Below are 24,922 nucleotides of genomic sequence, written 5' to 3' on the forward strand. Positions count from 1 at the left end.
ATGAAGAAAAAAACGCTGATGGTGCACGGAGGAATTACGGGAGATGAAAAGACCGGAGCGGTTTCCGTACCGATTTATCAAGTAAGCACGTACCAGCAGCCGAAAGCGGGCGAGCACACGGGCTATGAATATTCAAGAACGGCCAATCCGACGCGGACGGCTCTTGAAAGTTTAATTACGGAGCTTGAAGGCGGCGCGGCGGGATATGCATTCGGTTCTGGTATGGCTGCGATTACAGCCGTCATGATGATGTTTGACAGCGGCGATCATGTTATTTTGACGGATGATGTATACGGCGGCACTTACCGGGTGATGACAGGCGTGCTGAACCGCTTCGGCATTGAAGCGGACTTTGTCGATACGAGCAGCAAAGAAAAAGTCCAAAAAGCCATCCGTCCGAATACGAAAGCCATTTATATCGAAACGCCGACAAACCCGCTTTTGAAAGTGACTGACCTCAAACTGATGTCTGACATCGCAAAAGAAGCGGGCGTATTGCTTATCGTCGATAATACGTTTTACACGCCGTATTTCCAGCAGCCGCTCAGCTTCGGCGCTGACATCGTGCTGCACAGCGCGACAAAATATCTCGGTGGCCACAGCGATGTCGTCGGCGGCTTAGTCGTGACGGCTGATAAGGAGCTCGGTGAAAAGCTCCATTACGTGCAAAACTCAACAGGCGGCGTTTTAGGACCGCAGGATTCATGGCTTTTAATGAGAGGCATTAAAACACTGGGACTCAGAATGGATGCCATCAATCACAGCGCCGGAAAAATCGCCGAGCTGCTTGAAGCGCATGATGCCGTTCAGACGCTCTACTATCCGGGATCAGCGAAACACCCGGGCCATGAGCTGACAAAAGCGCAAAGCTCCGGTTTCGGCGGAATGATTTCCTTTGATATCGGCAGCAGCGAACGCGTCGACGCATTTTTAGAAAAATTGAACCTGTTTACGATCGCGGAAAGCTTAGGAGCGGTTGAAAGCTTAATCTCCGTGCCGTCCAGAATGACGCATGCTTCAATCCCGCGCGACCGCCGGCTTGCACTTGGCATAACAGACGGGCTCGTCCGGATCTCAGTCGGTATTGAGGATACTGAGGATTTAACGGAAGATGTGAAACAGGCGCTTGATTCACTTTTATAAAGATTGGATAGATTTACATTCTCTGTCGGCTGTCAGCTTATATTATAATGTTGTTAGACTATAAAACTGGCAGGTGACCTTATATGGAGAACAAAAGACTGAAATCATTAATAGAAGATTTTAAGCATTACGCATTTATTCTGCTTGCAGTCAGCACCTTCATTTATATTGGCGCGGTTCTTCCCGGACAAGGGCTGACTGCGGGCCAGAAAATGCTGATGTTTGTAACGGATTGTGTATTTTTAGCGGGCGCTTATTTCTGCGTGGACCGTTCACTTATTTATAAAAAGAGGCTGGAAGAAGCCGAGGAATAAAAAAAAAGCCATTGTCAAAAGACAATGGCTTTTTCGTTGCTTACTCAGACGGCGTTTCCCGTAATTCTTTTCCCATTCCTTTTAAAAACTGCAGACCGAAGCCGAGCGCGCGGTTAATATCGGGATCACCGGCGGCTTTCATCAGTTCAAACATACTGACTTTCCGGTCTTCTTTTAAAAAGCTTTGCGCCTGTTCCGTTCCAGCCATGACGCTTTCTAAAAGTCTGCCCATAAATTCAGGATCAGCTTTTGACAGCGCGCCTCCCGCTGCCATCATCGTATTCAGGAGATTTGTGACAGGTTCCCGGGAAATCTGTCCGAGCGCGATTTTGGCAATTTCCTCTTTCGCCTGGAGCATATAGCCGGCGGCATCAAAAATGCCCAAGCCATTCAGCTCAGCCATAATAGACATCGTTTTCGCGACGGCTTCTTCATTTTCTGCGAGAAGCGTCTTCAGCTCTTCCAGCTTTTCTGCTTTCAGCTGTTCCTCCGTTTTTGTTTCTTTTTGAATTTCAGTAATTGGGCTTGCCATAATGCTTCCTCCTTTCCTTAATCAGTTAAGTGCACATAGCCCGGACGGTTCCATTTTCGCTGAGCTTCCACACCATTTTGCGGATGACGTTTTTTGTTCCGCGGATTCGTTTTCGGAAGCGGCGGAGTATCACAGGAACCGAGCACTTCCATGCGGACTTTTGTCTGCTTATAGGCAGGCGTATGTGTCCGTGAATCATACGCTGGCCCGGTCAGGAAATTAATCGCCGAATCTTTATCTGTAGAGTTCATCGGCAGATAAAGCTCATTTGCGCGGACGCGGTCTGTTACAAGCGCGTTCAATTTAACCGCTCCAAAAGGAGAGACGAGGCGGATCATTGTTCCGTCGCAAATTCCGCGTTCAGCCGCGAGCTCCGGCGATACTTCAACAAATACGTCCGGCACTTTAGACTGAATGCCTTTAGATTTGTTTGTCATATTTCCTTCGTGGAAATGTTCAAGCATCCGCCCATTATTAATGTGCAAGTCATATTCTTCAGGGAATACGGCAGGCTCCACCCAATCGCTCAGGGCAAAACGGGCTTTTTTGTCAGGGAAGTTAAAGCCGTCTTCATAAAGAAGCGGAGTGCTTTCTCCCGTAAAGCTTCCCCATAAGAAGCTGTTCCAGCCGGTAAGAACGTCGTAACTGGCTTTTCCGAACAGCGGAGAAAGGCTCGCCATTTCTGAGAAAATATCGCTTGGATGCGTGTAATTCCAATCAGCGCCTAAACGGTTGGCGACTTCCTGAATAATCCACCAGTCCGGTTTTGCATCACCAAGCGTCGGAAGCGCCTGATACAATCTTTGCACACGCCGCTCTGTGTTTGTAAATGTTCCGTCTTTTTCAAGAGAAGGAACCGCAGGCAGGATGACATCCGCGTATTGCGCCGTTCTTGAAAGGAAAATATCCTGCACAACAAAGAAATCAAGGCTGGATAAAATGTCATGAACATGGTTGGCGTTTGAATCGACGAGCGCCATGTCTTCACCGACAAGATACATCGCCTTCATCTTTCCTTCTTCAATCGCATGGAGCATTTCAATATTATCAAGACCCGGCTTGCCGTCAATCTCGACACCGTAAGCTTTTTCGAATTTAGCGCGGGCCGCATCATCGGTAATATGCTGATATCCCGGAAGCCAGCCCGGGAGAGTTCCCATATCGCAAGCGCCTTGAACGTTGTTATGTCCCCGCAGCGGATAAGCTCCGGCACCCGGACGGCGGTAGTTTCCTGTGGCTAGCAGCAGATTGGAAATCGCCGCTGATGTATCAGAGCCGCCTGTATTTTGAGTAACGCCCATGCCCCAAAGAACACAAGTGCCGTCTGCATCACGAATCATTTCGGCAATGCGGATGATCGTATCCTGAGATAGTCCGGTGATGCGCTCCGCATATTCTAATGTATACTTTTTCAGCGTTTCTTTATAATCTTCAAAGTAGTTGACATTCTCATCAATAAACGCTTGATCGTGCCAGCCCTGGTCAATCATATATTTCGTCACTGCCATGAGCCAGACTTGGTCAGTTCCTTGTTTCGGGCTGATAAAGAGGTCGGACCGTTCAGCCATTTCATTTCTGCGCAGATCGGCAACAATTAATTTTTGTCCGTGCAGCTTATGCGCGCGTTTCACGCGTGTGGCCAGAACGGGATGTCCTTCCGCCGGATTAGCGCCGACGATGAGCACGAGGCCCGCTTTTGCGATATCTTTAATTGTGCCGGCGTCTCCGCCCATACCGACGGTGCGGAATAAGCCGTCCGTTGCCGGTGACTGGCAGTAGCGTGAGCAGTTATCCACGTTGTTGGTTTCAAATACTTGGCGCGCTAATTTTTGGATGACGTAGTTGTCTTCATTCGTAATTTTAGAAGAAGAAATAAAACCGACAGAACCGCTGCCGTGCTCAGCCTTGATCGAACCGAGTCTTGAAGCGACAAGGTCAAGCGCTTCTTCCCATGACGATTCAACAAATGCGCCGTTTTTCCGGATGAGCGGTTTTGTAATCCGTTCTTCCGAATTCACAAAGTCCCAGCCGAATTTCCCTTTGACACAAGTGGAAATCGCATTAACCGGAGCATCGGAAACAGGCTGAATTTTCAGGATGTCACGTCCTTTTGTCCATACTTCAAAAGAGCATCCGACACCGCAGAACGTGCAGACTGTTTTTGTTTTTTTCGTCCGTTTATCGCGCATAGCCGCTTCCACTTCTGACACGGCGAAGATGCTTGTATAGTCGGGTTCCACATTTTTGACTAAATCAATCATCGGCTCCATGACGTCTTCTTTGATGCCGGTCATAAATCCGGCCTGGCCGAGCATTGATTTTTCCATCAGTGCGTTACAAGGGCAGACAGTGACACACTGGCCGCAGCTGACACAGGAAGATTCATTAATGGCGACGCCTTCGTCCCAAATGACCCGCGGGCGGTCGCGCTCCCAATCAATGGAAAGGGTCTCATTCACCTGAAGGTTTTGGCACACTTCCACACATTGGCCGCAGGCAATACATTGATTCGGATCATAGCGGTAAAACGGGTGAGACATATCCACCGCGCACTTTGAATCGTCTTTCGGCGTATACGGATATTTCTGGTGCTCAATTCCCATCATTTCCGCTGTATTATGCAGCGTGCAGTTTCCGTTGTTGTTATCGCAGACTGTACAGTAAAGCAGATGATTCTCGAGCAGGCGGTCCATGGCCTCTGTCTGTGCCTCTTTTACCCTTCCTGACGTAAGCGAGATTGACATTCCGTTTTCTGCTGCGGTGGAACAAGAGCGCTGCAATTTTCCGTTTACTTCAACAATACAGGTGTCGCATGTTTGAATCGGATCCACTTCCGGTACATGGCATATTTGCGGAATCTCAATTCCGTTTTGATTTAAAATATCTAAAATTTTAGTCCCCTCTGGTGCTTCATACTCCGTGCCGTCAACTGTGACACGGATAGACTGAACGTCTGTCACTTCCAATTCCCCTCCATCTTTTAAAATCGAAAAAAGCCATGCACATAGATACCGGCCTCCTGTCCGGAGATCGGTATAAATACGCATGGCGGAATAGTTCACTAGCAAGTCTTACTAACAGACCAATCCTATCTGTATAAAACGATAGACACATAACACGTTTCCTATTACGAATCCATCTTCACTGCTTTTATTATAAGGTGATATTTATTATAATACAATACGAAAGGAAAACTTTAACCAAGTGAAATGTACAAAGGGGAACCGGGAATGTCTTTCATAGGCTAAAATCGGAGGGGACAATATGTCTAAAAAAATTCATGAATTTAACGATATTATCCGGAAATTGCGCAAAGAATTATTTGGAAAAGGGCCGGAACGAATTCACACCGTTTTTGTGGATAACATGGCGGTATCTACGCTTTACGGCAATTTAAGCGCAAGTGAGCAGTTTATCGCACGCACCCCTGAAGGAAGAGAAATGGTTCACGCGGCGCGGACCAGCTTAATTCAGGAGCTATATTCAAAACAAACGCCTGAAGGAATGGAAGAGCTCATCGGGGCAAAGCTCGTGCATCTGTTTTCAGACATCAAGATCGAAGAGAATATTGCGGTGTCTGTATTCGTATTTGACCGAACAATTGAAGAGCGCCGAGAAGAAATCAAAAGCTGAAAAAAATTCAATTGACACGAAATTGTCACATTTGATATGATATGAACTGCCAGCAGTGGCTTAAGGACGATTTTTTATGGAATGTGTGCATGAGCTGTACATGTTCTATAGCTAACATTTTCATTCTGCTTGATATTGTTGTATGGGTATGCATACAAGTTAGGCAGCATTCAAACCCGTTTCAGACGGGCTGTTTGAATGCTGCCTTTTTTATTAAGTTCCTTTTGAAAACTGCCGGATGAATTGATAATGGAGGGGTTTAATGATGGCTTTTCGTAAACCGGACGAAATAGCGGAGCTTGCGGTCGAATCAGGGGTAAAAAAGGTGCAATCACCGCTTTCAGCGCTGATCGTATTAGGATTTTTAGGAGGAGCGTTTATCGCACTCGGTTATTTGCTTGATATCCGTGTCATCGGAGATCTTCCGAAAGAATGGGGCAGCCTGTCAAGTTTAATCGGCGCGGCTGTGTTTCCCGTCGGACTGGTGCTTGTCGTTCTTGCCGGCGCGGAGCTGATTACGGGAAATATGATGTCAGTATCCATGGCGCTGTTTTCCAGAAGAATATCCGCCGGTTCTTTAGTGAAAAATTGGATGATTGTGACGTTAATGAATCTTGTCGGCGCGCTGTTTGTCGCTTACTTTTTCGGACATGTTGTCGGGTTAACTGAAACGGGGCCGTATTTGGAAAAAACGATTACGGTCGCACAAGGCAAATTGGATATGCCGTTTGGAAAAGTCATTGTGTCGGCGATCGGCTGCAACTGGCTTGTCTGTTTAGCCGTCTGGCTTTCTTTCGGGGCAGAAGACGGAGCCGGTAAAATCGCGGGTATATGGTTTCCGATTATGGCGTTTGTCGCAATCGGTTTTCAGCACGTTGTCGCCAATATGTTTATCATCCCGGCTGCAATTTTTGCAGGCTCTTTTTCATGGGGGGATCTGATTCTTAATCTCATTCCGGCTTTTATCGGGAATGTGATCGGCGGCGCAGTGTTTGTCGGCCTTATTTATTTTATTGCATATTCAAAAAAGGATCAGAATAAACAAGGGATGAAAAGAGTTTCCTGAGGTAAGAAAGATGCCGGAAAACACGGACAATTGAAGCGGAATTCCAACACATTTTCCGTCCAAATCTTGAAAATAATGTTTACAAATTGGAAGACCGTGGATATACTTACAAAGTAAGAAAAAAAGCAAAGGGAGGTTGAGTCACATGACAACGTTAAACGGCAAGCAAAACCGAAAATTGAACCGATTCAGCCTGTGGAAGAGTTCGTGTCCTTCCTTAACCTCTGCCTGTTAAGCACGTTAATTTCGGAGTTTAGGACATTCGCAGCTCCCCGCAGGGAAAGAAGCACCTGCTTCTTTTGTCTGCGGATTTAGTCTGCCCGCAGCACATATGAAGTTTGCTGCGGGTTATTTTCGCCTGTGCGGATATTGAAAGGGGGTGAGCGATAATGACCATTAATCTCTTCTTTTTGACACTGACCATTTCAAAGCGTTTTAAAAGTGCTGAAGAATATGAACGAGAACAGCAGGTCGAAGAGTTTTACAATGAAGCGAAAGAACGCCAGATGAAACATTTTTATATGAACTGAGTGAACAAAAAGAGCCAAAATGGAGAAGAAGGAGGAGATCATCATGTTCAGAATTGAACTGCTGAATCATTACACAATGGAGAAGGACCAGGTTTAGCTGGAATTTTGCTGTCACCGCGCAGACGGCCTGCATACCATGGTAAAGAAAGATAAATCGGTAAGCGGGTGATAGCATGCAGGACGGACAGAACAGAATTCCATCTATCGGACACGGGTATGCGTCAATGCCCCATTCATTTAAACACGGCTACGGCAACCCGTATCGCCGTCAGAGAATGGCGGCGCTTTCCCGGCAGACAAGATATATAACACCGTATTATTGGTACTAGAGCAGACGGAAAACCTACGTTTTCCGTCTTTTTTTTATGAAAACTGATATAAATTTCAATTAAATCGAAACATTTATGAAGAGAAGTGCGTCTAATTAGCACCTCGTACTAATAGGAGGTAATATTATTTCTGAATAATAAATCACAGAAATAGAAAAGCGGGTGTTATACAATGTTGCAACATACATCTTCAGCATTAAAACGAATGCGCGCGAAATACTTTGCTACATCAGAACCGGCACAACCAGTCATTCGGCAAATTATGATGGATATACAGGAATACGACCGCATTCTGGAAATCGGAACCGGAAACGGCTCAATGTTTAAACAAATCATCGGACAGCTTGAAAAGGGCAGTCTTAAAAGTATAGAAACATCAAAACGTAAAATACGGAAAACACAGCGCGCAAACCGTTCGGCCATAAAGGCCGGACTCGGAAACATTCAGCATGGGCGGCCTGAAAGCATTCCGTTCGACGACCGCAGCTTTCATAAAGTCTTCTCGTTACATACTGCTGAAACGGTCAGTGATTACCGGACAGCATGTAAAGAAGTGTACCGCGTGCTTCAAATTGACGGGTCCTTTTATATGGTTTTGAAGCCTTCACGAATGAGCGAAAATGATGTAATTCAGGTGCTGCGTGATCAGCATTTCAGAGACATTTCAGTTGTCAGCAGAGATTCATTCCATTTTATCACTGCCATTAAATAGAATATTTCTTGGGAAATAAAAGAGCTGCTTAAGTCACGGCAGCTCTTTTTTATAAATTGGGCATATTTCCTTATTTTTGGCTATTTCACACATGTTTTATATTAAAAAAAGTTTTTTTCTTATACAATAATGATCAGATGACCGTACATTAAAAATTTTGAACAAACGGAATGAATATTCATTCCGCACATTTTAAAAGGGGGATTAGATGACAGCTTCAAACAAAGTTGAACTCATTATGAAAGCGTCGCTTACTTTGTTTACAGAGAGAGGATTTGACGCAACGACGATTCCGATGATTGCCGCTCAGGCGGATGTCGGAACCGGCACAATTTACCGTTACTTTGACAGTAAAGAAACGCTTGTTAATGTGCTGTATCAGGAAAGTGCGCAGCGTTTTATGAAAAAAGTCAAAACTGATTTTTCGAAAATATCTGTAAGAGAAGGGTTCCATCACCTTTTTTATTGCCTGATTGATTTTACGAAGGAAAGCGAGTATGCATTGTTTTTTCTTGAAACGAATAAGGACGCCTACTTTCTGAATGAAACGAGCCGTAAGCTTCTTGATGAAATCACACAAATGCTTGACGTCTTTTTTCAGCGCGGCAAGTCTGAAGGCGTGCTCCGGAATCTGCCGTCCGATGTGCTGATGGCGATTTTGCTAGGGGCATATCTCAAACTCTATCAGCTTGTCCGGACGGGAAGCGTTGAAATCACAAAACCGTTTCTGAAAGAATTGGAGCAATGCTCTTGGGACGCAATCCGAACTCATTAATTATTCGCCGAAGGAAGGAAGATCGATATGAAACAGCTAAACGCTATACCGCAGCCGAAAACATACGGACCACTGAAAAATCTCCCTCACTTGGAAAAAGAAAAACTTTCACAATCGCTTTGGAAAATTGCCGAAGAATACGGCCCGATCTTTCGTTTTGAATTTCCGAGCTCTGTCGGGGTTTTCGTATCAGGCCGTGAACTTGCGGCAGAAGTCTGTGATGAAAAGCGATTTGACAAAAACCTCAGCAAAGCCTTGCTCAAAGTCCGTGAATTTGGCGGTGACGGATTATTTACGAGCTGGACAAACGAAAAGAATTGGCAGAAAGCGCATCGGATTTTACTGCCGAGCTTCAGTCAGAAAGCAATGAAAGGCTATCACTCAATGATGCTTGATATTGCCATGCAGCTCGTGCAGAAGTGGAGCAGATTAAATCCGAATGAAGAAATTGACGTCGCTGAAGATATGACACGCCTGACGCTGGATACAATCGGTCTGTGCGGATTTCATTACCGCTTTAACAGCTTTTACCGCGATACACAGCATCCTTTTATCACGAGCATGCTTCGTGCGCTGCAGGAGGCAATGCGCCAATCACAAAGACACAGCCTGCAGGACAAGCTGATGATTAAAACGAGACATCAGTTCCAGCAGGATATTGAAGTGATGAATGAACTCGTAGACCGGATTATTGCTGAGCGGAGGGAAAATCCGGATGAGAATCTGTCTGACCTTTTATCATTGATGCTTGAAGCGAAAGATCCTGTAACGGGTGAAAGGCTGGATGATGAAAATATCCGCTATCAAATCATTACTTTTTTGATCGCCGGGCATGAAACCACAAGCGGACTGCTTTCATTCGCGATTTACTGCCTGCTGAAAAATAAAGATAAATTGGAAAAAGCCGTTGAGGAAGCCGAACGGGTGCTGACGGGAGAGACACCTGAATATAAGCAGATTCAGCAGCTGACATATATCCGCATGGTGTTAAACGAAACATTGCGGCTTTATCCGACTGCCCCGGCATTTTCCCTGTACGCAAAGGAAGATACGGTTCTCGGCGGAAAATATCCGATTGAGAAAGGACAGCCGGTGACGATTCTGACTCCGCAGCTGCACCGGGATAAAAGCGCGTGGGGAGAAGATGCCGAGTTATTCCGCCCGGAAAGGTTCAGTGATCCCGCGGCAATTCCGGCCGATGCGTATAAGCCGTTCGGAAACGGACAGCGCGCATGCATCGGGATGCAGTTTGCCCTTCAGGAAGCGACAATGGTGCTCGGGCTTGTCCTTAAACACTTTGAACTGATTGATCACACGGATTATGAGCTTACGATTAAAGAAGCTTTAACCATTAAGCCTGGTGATTTTAAAATTCGTGTGAAAAACAAGGACGTGTCCAATCAGCAGCCCGCACAGAACCATAAAGCTGAAAACAGCGGTCACAAAGAAGAAACGGAAGAAATACCGTCCCACGGAACTCCGCTTCTCATTCTTTACGGATCAAATTTAGGAACTGCGGAAGGGATCGCGGAAGAGCTGGCTGACATCGGCAGAAGCAAAGGTTTTTCAACTGAAACCGGCCCGCTCGATGATTATGCCGGGAAATTGCCTGTAAAAGGCGCTGTCGTTATTGTTACGGCTTCTTACAACGGAGCGCCGCCTGATAATGCGGCGGGTTTTGTGAAATGGATGGAAACCCTTGAAGACCAGGAATTAAAGGGTGTTTCTTACGCCGTCTTCGGCTGCGGAGACCGCAACTGGGCCGCCACTTACCAGAGAATCCCACGCCTTATAGACAAAGTGCTTGAAGAAAAAGGCGCAACACGGCTGACCTCTCTCGGAGAGGGCGACAATGCCGATGATTTTGAGTACAGTCAGGAAGCTTGGGAAGGCTCATTCTGGCAGGACATCATCAAGGCTTTTCATATAGAAGCCGCTCCAAAACAGCAGAATAAATCACAGTTATCAATAGAATACGTAAGTGAAGCAGCTGAAACGCCGATTGCCAAAACGTATAAAGCATTTGAGGCGCAAGTGATTACAAACAAAGAGCTTCATACCGAAAGCAGCAAGCGCTCAGTCCGGCATATTGAACTGCGTCTTCCGAAAACAGAAACTTATCAGGAAGGAGACCATCTTGGGGTGCTTCCGCAAAACAGCGGGAAGCTGATCAGCCGTGTTATTCGCCGGTTCGGTCTTGATCCGAATCAGCCCTTTAAGATCAAGGGGCGTCAGTTGCCTCATCTGCCAATGGACCGGGCAGTTAATGCGCCGGAGATTTTGGCGTCATATGTAGAGCTGCAGGAACCGGCAACGAGAGCCCAGCTTCGCGAACTTGCGGCTCATACTGTATGCCCGCCGCACCAAAAAGAATTGGAGCATCTTTATTCTGATGACGCGGCATATAAAGAAAACGTGCTGAAAAAACGAATGACCATGCTGGATCTGCTGGAAGAATATCCGGCTTGTGAACTGCCGTTTGCACGCTTTTTAGAACTTCTGCCGTCATTGAAGGCGCGCTATTATTCAATCTCAAGCTCACCGAAGGCAAAAAGCGGAGAGCTCAGTATCACAGTCGGCGTTGTGACAGCTCCGGCGTGGAGCGGCCGGGGAGAATACCGGGGCGTGGCTTCGAACTATTTAGCCGGATTACAGAATGGCGATCATGCCGTATGTTTCATCCGCTCACCGCAGTCCGGTTTTTCACTGCCTGAAAATACGAAAACACCTCTCATTATGGTCGGGGCGGGCACCGGAATTGCGCCGTTCAGAGGGTTTATCCAGGCGCGGGCTGCCGAAAAAATGTCCGGTCACAGCCTGGGCGAAGCTCATTTATACTTCGGCTGCAGGCATCCTGAAGAAGACGATCTGTACAAAGATGAATTCGACCAGGCGGAGAAAAACGGCCTTGTTACCGTGCATCGGGCGTATTCCAGGTTAGATCAGGATTGTAAAGTATATGTACAGGATGTCCTGCTTCGCGAGGCTGCACAGATTATTGCGCTTCTTGACCAAGGCGGCCATCTCTATATATGCGGTGACGGAAGCAAAATGGCTCCGGCTGTGGAAAACGTACTGCTTCAGGCGTATGAAAAGGTGCATAACACTGATTCAAAAGTTTCCTTGAATTGGCTTGAACAGCTGCAAGCGGAAGGCAGATATGCGAAAGATGTTTGGGCAGGTGTGTAACAGAAGTGTGAGGCAAATGAAGAATGTTATTTAATTGAAGAAAGCCGGCACGATATTTGAAATCTACTGAATCAAAAGGAATAGTTATAGGGAGTATCGTGCCGGCCTTATTTTTATTATCGGACAAAAGACACAAACCTTTAATGTTTTTATTGATTTATATGCAGGCGGCTATGTTTTCTTTTTTTGAATTCCGCCATAAATAAAACCGGATAAGACAATACCAGCAAAGCCGAAATAAAAGAAATGATGCCGATCCAATGAAAATGCGTCCAAAAGAAACCGCCGCAAGACCCAGCCGCACTTGAACCGATATAATATGCAAGCAGATATAATGAAGAAGCTTGCGCGCGATGATCACCGGCTGCCCGGCCGACCCAGGCGCTTGCAATTGAATGTGCGCCGAAGAAGCCGAAGGTAAACACGGCAATGCCCGCAATTTTAAGGGCAAGCTGGGGCAAAAGTGTCACCGCTGCACCGGCCAGCATAATCAAAATCGCAATCTTAATCATTTTTGAGCTTCCGAAAAGGTCCGCTTTTTTCCCCATATAGACAGAGCTGAACGTTCCCGCGAGATAGACGATAAAAATAAAGCCGATCACAGTCTGCGACAAATGATAAGGAGCAGCCATTAGATGAAAACCGATATAGTTATATAAAGTGACAAAACTCCCCATTAATATAAATCCCAGAGATATTAATAAAAGCAGACGCTTGCGGTGTATGACCGCTCCATATTCTTTAAATGCCGCTTTTACGCCCGCATGCCGCTGAGATGAGTGGCGCGGAGCCGGAAGAAAACGCCAAAACAAATAGCTTAATATTATAGAAAGAATGCCGATGATGGCAAGCGCCGGCCGCCAGCCGAATAAATCGGTCAGAAGCCCTGTTAACAGCCTCCCGCTCATTCCCCCGATGCTTGTGCCGCTGATATACAGGCCCATCATTTTCCCAAGGCCCTTCGGATCAAACTCCTCGCCTACATATGTCATAGCCACAGCCGGAACGCCTGCCAGAAAAATACCGAGCAGACCTCTCATCGCCAAAAGCGCCGGAAAAGCCGGACTGAACGCTGTTAATAGACCTAAAACAGAAGTGGCGGTTAACGACAGCACCATCAATTTTTTTCTGCCGAATCCGTCAGATAACGAAGCGGCTGCCAATAATGAAAATGCCAAAACGGCTGTTGAGATGGATAAAGTTAAGCTGGCGGCCGCAGCGGAAATATGAAACTCTTCCGAAAACAAAGGCAAAAGCGGCTGTGTTGTGTAAAGCGTGGCAAATGTCACAAATCCGCTGATAAACAGAGCCAAGCTGGCCTTTCTGTACGCCTTTGTATGAGGCTGAATAAACGTCATGAATGTCCCTCTTTTCTCACTGTTGCTTATATGTGTATCGTACGCTTTTCATTTCAATGTGTCTAATTTATAATAACTATGGAATTAATGCGTATAGGTTATGAAGGAAGGAGAGAAGCCGAAAATGAACCTTCATCATCAAATTGACAGTTTCATTGCAGCGGCTAAAAAAGATCATATAAAACAGAAAGAACTACAGGTAACGGAGGAGCGCCATGGCGAAAAAAACAGTTAAAACAAATGCCGTCCGTATCATTGAACAGCAAAACATTTCCTATGAGCTATTAAGTTACAAAACAGATGGGGGACAGCCTGCAGACGGCCTTTCCGTTTCGGAGAAAATCGGATATCCTGCCGAAAATGTCTATAAAACGCTAGTAACATCGGCAGGAACAGAGCGTTATTACGTTTTTGTTGTTCCCGTTGCAAAGGAACTGAATCTGAAAAAGGCTGCAAAGGCAGCAGGTGAGAAGAAAATAGAAATGATTGCCATGAAGGACCTTTTGAGAATCACCGGCTATATGCGCGGAGGCTGTTCTCCGATCGGCATGAAAAAATGGTTTCCGACTTTTATTGATAATTCCGCCGAAACACTGGAGTTTATGATTGTCAGTGCGGGGAAAATCGGATTGCAGGTGAAATTAGCGCCTCAAGATTTAGCCGCAGCAAGCCGGGCATCCTTTACAGACATTGTATAAATGTCCGATGAATCGAACGAAATACACGTTTCAAGGGAGAATGATCATGAGAAAAAGATACGAAAACTTGAATGGCGTGAAGAATGAACATAGATTCAGGGACATGTGGAAATGGATGAAGGAACGACGAGAGAAAAGTAAAGACTTAAGCGAGAACATTCCGAAAGCGGCCGGCAGGGATGTTCATGATGTTGCCGTCAATCGGACAAAAACGGCTATTACATGGATCGGCCATTCTTCATTTCTGATCCAAATACAAGGGCTTAACATGATCACCGACCCTGTATGGGCGCGGCGGATGGGCTTTCAAAAACGGCTGACAGATCCCGGATACGAATTGAGCGAACTGCCTGAGATTGATGCCGTGCTCATTTCACACGGGCATTATGACCATCTTGATTTTCCGAGTATAAAAAAACTGAGAGGAAATCCGGATTTTTACGTGCCTGCAGGACTGAAAAAGCTGTTCATCAAAAAAGGCTGCAAACAGGTGTTTGAAATGAATTGGTGGGATCGTTTCGAGATGCGGGGAGTGAACATATCATTTGTGCCTGCCCAGCACTGGACACGGAGAACGCTTTGGGATACCGATACCTCTCACTGGGGAGGCTGGGTCATAGAAAGCGAAAACGGTGAATCCATCTATTTTGCAGGAGATACAGGCTATTTTGAAGGCTTCAAAGAAATCGAAGAAAGGTTTCATATTAAGGCGGCTCTGATGCCGATAGGCGCGTACGAACCGGAATGGTTTATGAAAGTGTCACATATCAATCCGGAAGATGCCGTGAAAGCGTTTTTGGAGCTGAAGGCTGACAGCTTCATTCCCATGCATTACGGGGCATTCCGGCTTGCTGATGATACAGGCCCGGAAGCATCAAGCAGACTGCACAGCGAATGGGACCGACTTGCATTACCTCCGGAAAAACTGAAAGCATTAGCGCTCGGAGAAACATTTTGGCTGTAACGAATAGAGAAGAAGCCAATTCCGGGACGAAAAACCGCTGTTCGGCTGTTTAAAGTTTCTGGTTCAGCCTAAGCTGTTTGACATATCGATTTTCCTGCCCCCCAGTTCTCTTGCTGGGGGTATTTTGCATGAATGTTTATTTTCTCAGCTTGTATACTTCGCGTGCCATGGATTCAAGTATGTACATGGCGGGGATTTGGGTGGTGATATTCGCATTTTCAACCCATTCTTCCGTCACGTAATATGAAAGATTTACATCGGACATTTTGGCGATGGTCGAGTGTTTATGGTTTGTAATACTGATGACCCGGCTGCCTTCTTGTTTCAGCTGATTCAGATGAGTGACCGTAGAGTGGCCTTCACCTGAAACCGACAGAGCGATTGTTATGCTGTTTTGGCGGAAATGGGAATGGACCGGAAAGTAAGGATCTTTAATGTACATGGAGAGTTTCCCTAAGCATGAAAAATATCTGGCTCCGTATTCGGCAAGAATTCCCGAACTTCCCACTCCGATAAAAATGACGCTTTCTGCATCCGCCGCAAGGGCTGCGGCTTTCTTCAGCTTTTCTTCCATGCCCCTGCTCATTGTTCTCTCAAAAAATTCGGCAACGGAATGATGGGGACTTTTTACATTTGTTTTTTTATTTGCCTCCGCATACATTTTCAGCTTGACCTTAAATTCTGAAAACCCTTCACAGTTTATTTTTTTGCAGAAACGTAAAATAGAAGCCGTAGATACATGGGTTTCATCTGCCAGCTCACGGATCCGCATATAGACGACTTTCTCGCTGTTTTGAGAAATATAGTTGTATAAAGAAGTTTCAAGCTCGTTAAATGAAGCAATCATCTCGTGTGTGAACATGCAGGGGGATTCTCCTTTTCATGAGAATGGTGAATGTACATCTAATCGTAACATATCATTTTAAAAGAAACATAGCGTTATATATCCGTGACAAATCACTTATTGTGTCATTCAGAACAAGACGTCACCCAATGATTTACGGGACGAATAAACTGCGGATATAATTCGTTCATACGCTATTCAAATCATTTCTTCAAGGGTCTGAAAAAAGGAGGACAATATGGGTGTTAAGCTGATAGCCGTTGATATGGACGGGACGTTTCTGAATGATGAAATGGCATATAACAAAGAGCGTTTTATGAACCAGTATCGTGAATTAAAAGCGCGGGGAATTAAATTTGCCGTAGCAAGCGGCAACCAATATGCCCAGCTGAAATCTTTCTTTCCGGAAATCGAAAGTGAAATTGCTTTCGTTGCTGAGAATGGCGCTTTCGTCGTGAATGCCGGAGAAGAATTATTCGCGGGTAAAATGTCTGAAGATACAATACAAGCGGTATTCGATGCTTTAAAGCGGTATGATGTGAAAAACATCATTGTTTGCGGAAAAAAAAGCGCGTATATTCATGAAAATGCCGGTGAAGATGAATATCTGCATGCCGGTAAGTATTATCATGTGTTAAAAAGGGTGCCGCATTTTGAAAACATCGATGATGACATTTTTAAATTTTCCATCAGCTTTCCCGCCGAACATTGTTCCGCACTTCTGAGCCATTTGAAAAACGCCATCGGATCTTTCGTCACGCCTGTATCAAGCGGGCACGGTGACATAGATCTCATCATGCCGGGGCTTCATAAAGCAAGCGGGATGAAGCTTCTCCAGAAACAATGGGGGATAAATGATGAAGAATGTGCGGCCTTCGGAGACAGCGGGAATGATTTGGAGATGGTGTCCGCCGTGAAATACGGAGTCGCCATGGACAATGCGCATGAAAGCATTAAACAGGCTGCCGCGCATATCACACAATCAAACAATGAAGAAGGGGTCTTAAACGCGATTGATGCCATTCTCAAAGATGAAAAACCGTTTGTCTGAAAAAGACGTTTTAGCTGCGGAGGTGCTGAACGATGATTAAGTTAGTGATTACGGATTTAGACGGCACATTTTTAAATAATCAAGGCGATTTTGACCGAACATTATTTGAAGAGACTAAAAGAGTAATGGCGGAACAGCATGTCGCTTTCGCCCTCTGTACCGGAAAGCAGTGTGAAAGGGTGGAGGCTTTATTCGGAGAAGATGCGAAAGATTTTTGGATTTTAGGAGACAGTGCCACGCGTATGAAAAAGAACGGCAAATTCGTATATGAATCTTTGATCAGCAATGCAGCGGGACTGTCAATTATAAAGGTTTTGGAAAAAATCAGCTGCGGGCACAGCATTATTGCGTGCACCAAAAAAGGCGCGATGGTGAAAGCGAACCTGTCTGAAAGTGAAATGAAATTCGTGAATGCCTCTTATGCTCATGTAACGAAAATAGCTGATTTCACTGAGATAAAAGACGACTTTATCAAGATTACGGTTCATGACCCCGACGCCAACTGCCAGGAAACGAGAGAAAAGCTGCATGCATTTTTTCATCAATTATATATTGTAGCATCAGAAGACACCTGGATGGACATTTCAAATATCGGAATACACAAAGGAACAACCGTACAAGAACTGCAGCGATTGTTAGGGGTTTCACCTGATGAAACAATGGCGTTCGGAGACGGACGCAATGACAAAGAATTGATGGAAGCGGCATCCTACAGCTTTGCGGTCAAAAACGCCATTGACGAAATAAAAGATGCGGCACATTTTGTCATTAAATCAAATGAGGAAAGCGGCGTCATGCACACGATTATGAGAATATTAGCGCTGCAGAAACAGAACATGAAGACATCCCATGGGTAAATCGCGTGTGCTGAAGTCGGTGCGGCAGGACTTACTAGGGGACGAAAAAAAGCAGACTATCCGAAGGCTGCTTTTTTTTCTGCAATTACTTCCTCTTTAATACACTCCCGATATTTCAAAAATGAATAAATATCTATATATGATTGAATATATTGGTGTAATATGTAATAAATGAAATAGAACGTAATGATGAGATGGAGAAAATTACTTCATATCACTTGATATATTAGACAAAGCGCTGAACAAAACAGGAAATTCCCCGTTTTGAAATCATGAGGAGGTGTTTGTATGAGTCCGCTGTTGAGTCCTGCGTATATCATTCTCATCATTCTTCCGGCAGCTTCTTTTCTGTTGGGGATTTTAGGATATTTTATCTTCAAAAAAGTATGGATGATGGTTGTTATTGTTTTCATTTTGTCCTTGATATTTATGTTTATTGTAATAGGTGCCGAGCCGACATTTTTGATTTGGGTGGCTATGATGACGGGAAGCTGTTTTATCTCCGGTTCAATCACTAAGACGATATCGACTTTTGCAAAGCGAAACTATTAGCCTGTTTGAACAGCTATACTTCTTTTTATCGATTGAAGAAAAAGAAGTATAGAGTGATCTGTCGGATTCTTGTTTTGGATGTTATTGTCAGATCGGGCATTCTATTAAGAATGTCATTAGACAGGTCTGTTTAAAGTTTTAACTTAACGGAGCACTATTATTGAACGCGAGGCGCATGGAAAAAAGGAGGATTTTTATGTTTCAAACCTTAGACCATTTTTTGAAATCTTGGGAGTTCGAAGCCGATGCGACACAGAAACTATTAAATACTCTGACTGATAAATCACTAAAACAAGAAATCACTTCACAGAACTGGACTTTAGGCCGTATTGCTTGGCATACTGTTGCTGCTATTCGCATCATTACATCAAACACAGATTTAACGTTTCACGCCCCAGCTGAAGATTATCCTGTTCCCGCTTCGGCCCAGTTGATAGCTGACGGCTATCATCAAGCAAGCAATGCGTTCGTGCAGGCGTTAAAAACGCAATGGACTGACGATACACTTGAAGAACGTATCAGCTTTATGGGTCAGCAGTTGCCAAATGGTTCACTTTTACTGTTTTTAATTCAACATCAAAGTCATCATCGGGGACAAATGACTGTCCTTATGAGACAGGCGGGTTTACCTGTTCCGGGTATTTATGGCCCGGCAAAAGAGGAATGGACAAAGTTTGGGTTGGAAGCTCCGGAAATGTAACCAAACTTTTAAAGAAGTAAACCTATTAAAAATACTCGAATGAACAAATGACCTGGCCGGTGGGATGACTGTAAAGGGTAAAGGATCAAACTTGATAAAGAGTGTGATCTTTTTTTTGAGGAGCTTCCTTATTCCGGAACCTTTTGTCGATCAATGAAAGGAGAGTTAAGGTGAATTACATTTATAAGAAAAAGGAAAAGAAAAATGGAAATTGTATTATTTCAATCAGAGATAAATGGGAGAATGCACTTATTGAGTTTGAACAAAAAAATAATCAAATTGAGATCGTGGTCAATGAGCGTAACGAGAAAACAACTAAGTTTTTGCTGCCAATTGAGACTTTTGAGAAAGTGTATGAGGATATTAAAATAGGCCGCAGAGAAAGTTAATCATTCTGTTTGAAAATGACCATGAAGTTCGTAAGCAGTATGGTTTTAACACGCATCTGGATTCCCCTAGAAAAGCAAAGATTTTGGGGATTTATGTTAAAATAATAGTCAGAACCTTGTGCAGCGGACAGGGAGTTTCGTTGCTTCATAAGGAGGGGGAACTATGAAAAATAAGATTCACATACTGGGAGCCTCTGGAGTCGGCACTTCAACATTGGGTGCTGCATTATCAAAGCATTTGCCTCATACGCATCTTGATACTGATGATTACTATTGGACAGATAAATTCACTAAAAAAAGAGAAATTCCTGAAAGAAGAAAGCTGCTTGAAAAAGACTTAACAATAAATGAGAAATGGATTCTTTCTGGCGCAGTGTGCCGCTGGGGCGATGATCTAAAAAGTGAATTTGACCTTGTCATCTTCTTATGGATTCCGCAAGATATCCGGCTTGAAAGATTAAGGCATAGGGAATTTCAACGTTATGGAAACGAAGTGTTAGCCGGCGGCAGTAAATATGAAGAATCAAAAACATTTTTAGAGTGGGCTTCTTTATATGATAATGCTGGTATGGAAGTTAGAAGTAAAGCTTTACACGAACATTGGATGGCAGATTTATCTTGTCCAGTGTTAAAAATTGAAGGAGATTACTCAGTCAATGAAAGAGTTGATCGTGTCTTGGATTATTTGAATTCTAATTAAACTAACGGAAGCATAGAAAAACTCACTTCGGGAAACCGTGAAGGCAGGAATCAAAACGGGAGATCTTGGCGGTCAATCATCAACGTCAGACTTTGCAGAAGCAATTGCAGAAAGGATCGGACGTTAAAGCGGAAAATAAGAGGCGCGATGCAGAGCATCAAAACGCAATAGGACACTTCAATTTAGATTTTCTGTAAGAACGGCTCTGCTCATTAAAAAACTCAATTCGTAGATTTAGCGGCATCAATATTGCTGCAGATCGGGTTAGTGAGGAAGGGATGAGCCCCCTTCCTGTAAGATATATTACTTTTTTGAAATGGGTATCCAAATTTCACTTTTAAAAGATGGTGATGTTACATCTTTATGCTCATTCCACAGTATTTCTGGGCCTTCAATTTGTTCATAATTTGACGATGGAAACCATTCGGAATAAATCCGCCCCCATACTTCCTGCAGTGCATTCGGAAATGATCCGACTGCTTCGAATACAGCCCACGTTGAAGCAGGGACTTCAAGCTGTGATAGATGATTTGGGCAATGTTTCGTTGTGGCTGCGCCAATATAGTGATCAAGCTCTCCGTTTTCCTCTGTCCGGCCTTCAGAAAAGTTCGTGGATGCACTAATGAGTCCTACAGGCGCTACATTAGAAAGCTCTTTTAGTTGATTGATTGCTGCTTCATCTAAACTTTCCCACATCGATGCAATGTCAGGATTCACTCCTTTGAACAAAATAGGGACTCTTTTTTTTATGCCGACGATGCGAAATGCCTCTTTTTCTTCAATGCGATAGTTCATTTCATTTCCTCCTTTGATTGATAACTGGAAAGTCATTCGCGGATAAGCTTTAAGTGAATGGCCATTATGTTTAGCTTCTGATGGTCTTATGCCATGCAAATGTTTAAATGCTCTTGCGAAAGAGTCTGGTGAGTGATAACCGTATTTTATTGCAAGATCAATCACCTTTACGCTGCTGTCTTTAAGTTCAAAAGCTGCAAGAGTAAGACGTCTGCGACGAATATATTCCGATAATGAAATACCTGCAAGGAAGGAAAACATCCTTTTAAAATGATATTCAGAGCAGAAAGCAAGCCTTGCTGCTTCTTTGAAATCAATATCGTTCGTGAGGTTTTCTTCAATATACGTTAATGCGCTATTCATCCTTTTAAGCGAATCCATTTATTTGACCTCCTTTAACAAAAGAATAACAGGAGCGAAATGTATCTACCCGACATTCCGTGCACAGTTTTGCAGGATAACTTATATGTAATAAATTAAGTTATTCCCCTGTATTTGTACAGCTAATGAAAACACCTCATAACTGATTGGGTTTCATAAGATGAAAGAAAGTTATCATTGTTTTATATTAAAAAGAAAATAAGAGGATGTCAGATCCGACTTTTCGCAAGTGATTCCTCCTTAAGGGAGATCACTTTTGCTTATTCGACTAAAGCAGCAGTTTAGCGGAAGAAGGAGAAGAAACAGTTGACTTCCTTGAATACTAAATAGGTGTAAAAAGTGGTTATTAAGACGAAGGATTGAAAAAGAAGAACATGCAGCAGATTCACTTGCTCTTGTTGGGGGGCAAGTGTTGACAACACTATTACTGATTAATTAAAGAAGGAGTATAAAACCTGTGTCAATGATGTTACGAGATATCTGCGACACAGGTTTTATATGTAGGTAACTCATCTTCTTATATATTTAACATTGCATTTTTTTATTATGAAATAGTTCATTCTATTTCTGCTTTCAATTTTTCGAACCACTCTAAATTAACCAAGTGATGTGAACGGGAATTTTCGTTCATACGACGAAAGTAATGGATTGTGCCGGGAATTTCTTGAGTGACAGACAGGTATTCATCAAGGAGCTCGATTCGAGTTTTAGTCTGATCGATTTGTGATTGGATCAGATCCAGTAATTTATTTTTGTCGAATTCATCGGCAAAGAGTAACGCCCCATAAAATTGCAGGTTCACATATTCCGATTTGGTGCCGTATTTGATCATTAATTTCTCGAATTCTGCCCTTCCCGATTCTGTGACGTTAAAGTTACGGATTTCACGCCCGCTGGTTGAGGGTTTCTGCTGAATCTGTTCAATAAAGCACTTTTCTTCAAGTTGCTGCAGATTGTAATAAAATGAACCTTTCGTGAAGTTAACAATGTATTTGTAATGACGTTTTTCCATTAAGGCCAGAAGTTCATAGCCATGTGCGCCGGGATTTTGGATGAGCAGGCCAAGGATAAGTAAGGGAATTATGGTTTCATCACCTTCGCCATCCGCGCCTCAAATTCCGCGTACGTGATTTTGCCCGAAGCCAAATCCATACTATGAAGGTAAATCTGTTCTGTTTTAGAATAGCCACCCTTCACTTTCAGTGATTGCTCCTCTCCCGAAATAGGTTTCAGGATATGGCACTTTTTCGAAAAAGCCTCGAAATAGCGGTAACCGAATTTGCGTTGTGAAGCTGCGTCTAAATGAATGCCATCAGGATTCGCAGTCAAACCTGCTGCAGTAACAAAATAACAATTCGGTTGTTCATTAGCGAATCGCAGCAATTGTTCATTAACCTGTCGAAATTCAATCGCGTGCTGTCCAAAACCAGTCTTCCCAAGAAAGTCACCAAGCCCTCCAATCATCAACGGTACCTCATCAAGTTCCAACTCGTTTCTTAGCGTCTCGATGATAAGGGTTAATTTCTCGTAATAAGTTTCATGCAGCGAACGATAACTGTCACTCTCACCTTGGTGCCAAAGGATTCCGCAAATTTGACTGGATCGGAGGGCGAAGCGGGCTTCGGACAAAGCATGCTGAAAAAGGATGCCTTCCGGATGCCAGTCATTCAATGAACTGCCACCTTCCGCACAAGGGATCAAGCCAATTTCTTCATCGGGATGAGCTTTCGACCATGCATCTGCAAAAGATGCCGCCAGACCAACGCCGGAAACCGGACGGTCGTAATTAATCGGCTCTGTCATCATCTGCCACTGTCCATTGCGCAGCATTTTTATTTTTTCATTATAGATAGGGTCTACTTCATTCAAAAATCCACGGCCTGCCATATTTGACTGCCCCAACATTAAAAAAGACTTTATCATCTAATTTTTCACTTCTTTACATCAATATTTGGTCTAATTAGACTATAGTCAATTCAGTTTGTCTTGTAAAGTTTTAACAAGGTTTTATTAGTATGTATGAGAAACGTTCCAGTGGCAGCTACACTCAACCTGCCTATAGATAAAAACTTAGGGTATGCCTGGATAGGTTCAATTCCAGCTTGTATATAAAGGGTACATACAGCTTGCTTTGCGAACAGGCCAATATAAATCCATCATTTGCATACCGATTCATGAAGGCGATTTGCAGAAGTGGAATCCGCTGACGAGAGATTGACTTTGAAAAACGAGAATCAGATGCAGTAATTGGCCATGCAGCTTATTTTGAGTTGATAAATGGCTTCCGAAAAACAGTGTACTGGACAAAGTCACAAGCAGAAAAGCACAAAAAGAAATTCAGTAAGTCTGTCTGAGTTTGGGTGGAAAAATGACTGGCATGCGATGGCTCTTAAGACTGTATGAAAAGCAGTTTTGAGCAAGTGGGGGATTCTTTCTAAAAAGCAGTTATTAATGAGTTATCCGAATGGTTCCAGACACGCCAACGATTTTAAGAGATGCGCGAGTTATCCAAATGGATCATGACACACAGAAAATCGAGTAGATCGGTTTTGATCAGCATATTTTAAGAGCAGCACAACAGGGAGACCGCTGACTAAGGATCAAAAGTCTGTTCCATCAACTAGTACAGTTAACTTAAGCACAAAAGAAGTAATTGCTGAAGTTTAACATTACCTATGACACACTTGAAAACAAAATCGAACAAGAAGTCGCATACAGATGCGACTTCTATCAATTTCCAATTAACGAAAAGTAACCTTAAGAAAAAATTTAAGGACTTGCAGCCCTATAGCCGTACAAACAAATTTAATCCCTCATAATATGTCATCAAACTTAGCATATTCAATATGGATTCTAATTTAGGAGTTTAAGAGCCATTGGTGTGCTCACCAAGATCTCTCACACCTTCCGTGCATCTGGTGAGTAAAATACGTCACTATGCATATGCTGTATTTTTTCCCAGTTGGCGGGATTGGTTGTATCAAAAGAGCGGTGCTCCATGATGGCCTGATATAGGGCGGTTTTTTGTTCCAAATGGGCAATGTGCTGTTTGGCTTCTTCGAGCTGGGCGAGCGCATCTTCTTTATGCTCCATCATGAGTGTGTACCGTTGTGGAATGGTCGAATCTCCTTCAAGACAGAGATTCACGTACGTTTTAATGACTTCAATCGGCATTCCGGATTGCCTGAGGCATTTGACGCCAAACAGCCAGTTGATTGATTCTTCGTCGAACAAACGAATATTGTTTTTATTGCGTCGTACGCTCGGCACCAGGCCTTTATCCGTGTAGAAGCGCACCGCATGCTCGGTGAGTCCGGTTATTATCGCTGCTTCTTTGACTGTATGCATGTGTAATCCTCCTTTAAACATTTTAAAAAAAGGGCTTGCCTTCGTGTTACACGAAGATAATA

At 43.9% G+C, this 24,922-nt stretch carries 25 protein-coding genes and 2 pseudogenes; 19 read left to right on the forward strand and 8 right to left on the reverse strand.

Annotation, left to right across the window (positions count from 1 at the left end; all coding sequences use genetic code 11):
• A complete protein-coding gene (locus ACQE26_RS11035; RefSeq protein WP_500469372.1) occupies window positions 1-1,143 on the forward strand; it encodes a bifunctional cystathionine gamma-lyase/homocysteine desulfhydrase in 1,143 nt (380 codons plus the stop codon).
• Window positions 1,144-1,226: 83 nt separating this feature from the next.
• On the forward strand, window positions 1,227-1,457 hold the full coding sequence (locus ACQE26_RS11040; protein WP_016938844.1) for a YrhC family protein: 231 nt from the start codon (window positions 1,227-1,229) through the stop codon (window positions 1,455-1,457).
• A gap of 40 nt (window positions 1,458-1,497) precedes the next feature.
• Here the strand turns inward: ACQE26_RS11040 and ACQE26_RS11045 are convergent, their stop codons facing one another.
• On the reverse strand, window positions 1,498-1,989 hold the full coding sequence (locus ACQE26_RS11045) for a helical membrane plugin domain-containing protein (RefSeq protein ID WP_438420287.1): 492 nt from the start codon (window positions 1,987-1,989) through the stop codon (window positions 1,498-1,500).
• 17 nt (window positions 1,990-2,006) lie between these two features.
• Window positions 2,007-4,949 (reverse strand): formate dehydrogenase subunit alpha, encoded by a 2,943-nt coding sequence (gene fdhF, locus ACQE26_RS11050; RefSeq protein ID WP_500469375.1) that lies wholly within the window; start codon window positions 4,947-4,949, stop codon window positions 2,007-2,009.
• Window positions 4,950-5,253: 304 nt separating this feature from the next.
• Here fdhF and ACQE26_RS11055 point away from each other — a divergent pair, with 304 nt between their 5' ends.
• The 7 genes from ACQE26_RS11055 to ACQE26_RS11085 all read left to right on the forward strand — a co-directional run bounded on the left by ACQE26_RS11055 (window position 5,254) and on the right by ACQE26_RS11085 (window position 12,223).
• Window positions 5,254-5,622 carry a Na-translocating system protein MpsC family protein gene (locus ACQE26_RS11055; RefSeq protein ID WP_016938847.1) on the forward strand — a complete coding sequence of 123 codons (369 nt, stop codon included), beginning with the start codon at window positions 5,254-5,256 and terminating at the stop codon, window positions 5,620-5,622.
• A gap of 265 nt (window positions 5,623-5,887) precedes the next feature.
• Window positions 5,888-6,688 carry a formate/nitrite transporter family protein gene (locus tag ACQE26_RS11060; RefSeq protein ID WP_500469377.1) on the forward strand — a complete coding sequence of 267 codons (801 nt, stop codon included), beginning with the start codon at window positions 5,888-5,890 and terminating at the stop codon, window positions 6,686-6,688.
• Between the two features lie 389 nt (window positions 6,689-7,077).
• Entirely contained in the window at window positions 7,078-7,218 is a 141-nt protein-coding gene (locus ACQE26_RS11065) for a YrzI family small protein (protein WP_016938849.1), read from the forward strand.
• 173 nt (window positions 7,219-7,391) lie between these two features.
• Complete coding sequence (locus ACQE26_RS11070; protein ID WP_201025252.1) at window positions 7,392-7,547, forward strand: hypothetical protein; 156 nt, start codon at window positions 7,392-7,394, stop codon at window positions 7,545-7,547.
• Window positions 7,548-7,719: 172 nt separating this feature from the next.
• Window positions 7,720-8,259 (forward strand): class I SAM-dependent methyltransferase, encoded by a 540-nt coding sequence (locus ACQE26_RS11075; protein ID WP_045926782.1) that lies wholly within the window; start codon window positions 7,720-7,722, stop codon window positions 8,257-8,259.
• 208 nt (window positions 8,260-8,467) lie between these two features.
• On the forward strand, window positions 8,468-9,034 hold the full coding sequence (locus tag ACQE26_RS11080; protein ID WP_016938851.1) for a TetR/AcrR family transcriptional regulator: 567 nt from the start codon (window positions 8,468-8,470) through the stop codon (window positions 9,032-9,034).
• Between the two features lie 27 nt (window positions 9,035-9,061).
• The gene (locus tag ACQE26_RS11085; RefSeq protein ID WP_500469380.1) at window positions 9,062-12,223 is read left to right on the forward strand and encodes a bifunctional cytochrome P450/NADPH--P450 reductase; all 3,162 of its coding nucleotides are present in this window, start codon (window positions 9,062-9,064) and stop codon (window positions 12,221-12,223) included.
• Between the two features lie 149 nt (window positions 12,224-12,372).
• Here ACQE26_RS11085 and ACQE26_RS11090 read toward each other — a convergent pair whose 3' ends face one another.
• On the reverse strand, window positions 12,373-13,581 hold the full coding sequence (locus ACQE26_RS11090) for an MFS transporter (RefSeq protein ID WP_500469382.1): 1,209 nt from the start codon (window positions 13,579-13,581) through the stop codon (window positions 12,373-12,375).
• Between the two features lie 215 nt (window positions 13,582-13,796).
• On the opposite strand from ACQE26_RS11090, the gene ybaK reads away from it, so the two are divergent.
• Both ybaK and ACQE26_RS11100 read left to right on the forward strand, forming a co-directional pair.
• Window positions 13,797-14,279 carry a Cys-tRNA(Pro) deacylase gene (ybaK, locus tag ACQE26_RS11095; protein WP_438420284.1) on the forward strand — a complete coding sequence of 161 codons (483 nt, stop codon included), beginning with the start codon at window positions 13,797-13,799 and terminating at the stop codon, window positions 14,277-14,279.
• Window positions 14,280-14,325: 46 nt separating this feature from the next.
• Window positions 14,326-15,243 (forward strand): MBL fold metallo-hydrolase, encoded by a 918-nt coding sequence (locus tag ACQE26_RS11100; RefSeq protein ID WP_500469383.1) that lies wholly within the window; start codon window positions 14,326-14,328, stop codon window positions 15,241-15,243.
• 136 nt (window positions 15,244-15,379) lie between these two features.
• On the opposite strand, the gene ACQE26_RS11105 is transcribed toward ACQE26_RS11100, so the two are convergent.
• Complete coding sequence (locus ACQE26_RS11105; protein WP_500469385.1) at window positions 15,380-16,105, reverse strand: MurR/RpiR family transcriptional regulator; 726 nt, start codon at window positions 16,103-16,105, stop codon at window positions 15,380-15,382.
• A gap of 220 nt (window positions 16,106-16,325) precedes the next feature.
• On the opposite strand from ACQE26_RS11105, the gene ACQE26_RS11110 reads away from it, so the two are divergent.
• The 6 genes from ACQE26_RS11110 (at window position 16,326) to ACQE26_RS11135 (ending at window position 20,336) form a co-directional block, all read left to right on the forward strand.
• Window positions 16,326-17,138: a Cof-type HAD-IIB family hydrolase gene (locus tag ACQE26_RS11110; protein WP_500469387.1), complete on the forward strand. Its 813-nt coding sequence runs from the start codon at window positions 16,326-16,328 to the stop codon at window positions 17,136-17,138.
• 32 nt (window positions 17,139-17,170) lie between these two features.
• Window positions 17,171-17,995, forward strand: a complete 825-nt coding sequence (locus ACQE26_RS11115) for an HAD-IIB family hydrolase (protein ID WP_500469389.1) — start codon at window positions 17,171-17,173, stop codon at window positions 17,993-17,995.
• A 300-nt stretch (window positions 17,996-18,295) separates the two neighbouring features.
• On the forward strand, window positions 18,296-18,547 hold the full coding sequence (locus tag ACQE26_RS11120; protein WP_060965133.1) for a DUF2651 family protein: 252 nt from the start codon (window positions 18,296-18,298) through the stop codon (window positions 18,545-18,547).
• A 196-nt stretch (window positions 18,548-18,743) separates the two neighbouring features.
• Window positions 18,744-19,247 (forward strand): DinB family protein, encoded by a 504-nt coding sequence (locus ACQE26_RS11125; protein WP_500469391.1) that lies wholly within the window; start codon window positions 18,744-18,746, stop codon window positions 19,245-19,247.
• A gap of 170 nt (window positions 19,248-19,417) precedes the next feature.
• The gene (locus tag ACQE26_RS11130) at window positions 19,418-19,636 is read left to right on the forward strand and encodes a hypothetical protein (protein ID WP_500469393.1); all 219 of its coding nucleotides are present in this window, start codon (window positions 19,418-19,420) and stop codon (window positions 19,634-19,636) included.
• 163 nt (window positions 19,637-19,799) lie between these two features.
• Window positions 19,800-20,336 (forward strand): ATP-binding protein, encoded by a 537-nt coding sequence (locus ACQE26_RS11135; RefSeq protein WP_060964691.1) that lies wholly within the window; start codon window positions 19,800-19,802, stop codon window positions 20,334-20,336.
• Window positions 20,337-20,639: 303 nt separating this feature from the next.
• On the opposite strand, the gene ACQE26_RS11140 is transcribed toward ACQE26_RS11135, so the two are convergent.
• The 3 genes from ACQE26_RS11140 to ACQE26_RS11150 form a co-directional block, all read right to left on the reverse strand.
• Entirely contained in the window at window positions 20,640-21,512 is an 873-nt protein-coding gene (locus ACQE26_RS11140; RefSeq protein WP_500469395.1) for an AraC family transcriptional regulator, read from the reverse strand.
• A 556-nt stretch (window positions 21,513-22,068) separates the two neighbouring features.
• Window positions 22,069-22,596, reverse strand: a complete 528-nt coding sequence (locus tag ACQE26_RS11145; RefSeq protein ID WP_500471486.1) for a PadR family transcriptional regulator — start codon at window positions 22,594-22,596, stop codon at window positions 22,069-22,071.
• Window positions 22,593-23,435, reverse strand: a complete 843-nt coding sequence (locus tag ACQE26_RS11150; protein WP_438420274.1) for a sialate O-acetylesterase — start codon at window positions 23,433-23,435, stop codon at window positions 22,593-22,595. The genes ACQE26_RS11145 and ACQE26_RS11150 overlap by 4 nt, the downstream gene beginning before the upstream one ends.
• Before the next feature lie 111 nt (window positions 23,436-23,546).
• Here ACQE26_RS11150 and ACQE26_RS11155 point away from each other — a divergent pair.
• Both ACQE26_RS11155 and ACQE26_RS11160 read left to right on the forward strand, forming a co-directional pair.
• A pseudogene (locus ACQE26_RS11155) lies at window positions 23,547-23,912 on the forward strand (recombinase RecT); the annotation flags it as partial.
• A gap of 58 nt (window positions 23,913-23,970) precedes the next feature.
• A pseudogene (locus tag ACQE26_RS11160) lies at window positions 23,971-24,219 on the forward strand (phage major capsid protein); the annotation flags it as partial.
• Between the two features lie 191 nt (window positions 24,220-24,410).
• Here ACQE26_RS11160 and ACQE26_RS11165 read toward each other — a convergent pair.
• Window positions 24,411-24,860 carry a MerR family transcriptional regulator gene (locus tag ACQE26_RS11165; RefSeq protein ID WP_500469396.1) on the reverse strand — a complete coding sequence of 150 codons (450 nt, stop codon included), beginning with the start codon at window positions 24,858-24,860 and terminating at the stop codon, window positions 24,411-24,413.
• Between the last annotated feature and the right edge of the window lie 62 nt (window positions 24,861-24,922).

The sequence above is a fragment of the Bacillus sp. 5RYD7K genome (genome assembly GCF_059831465.1).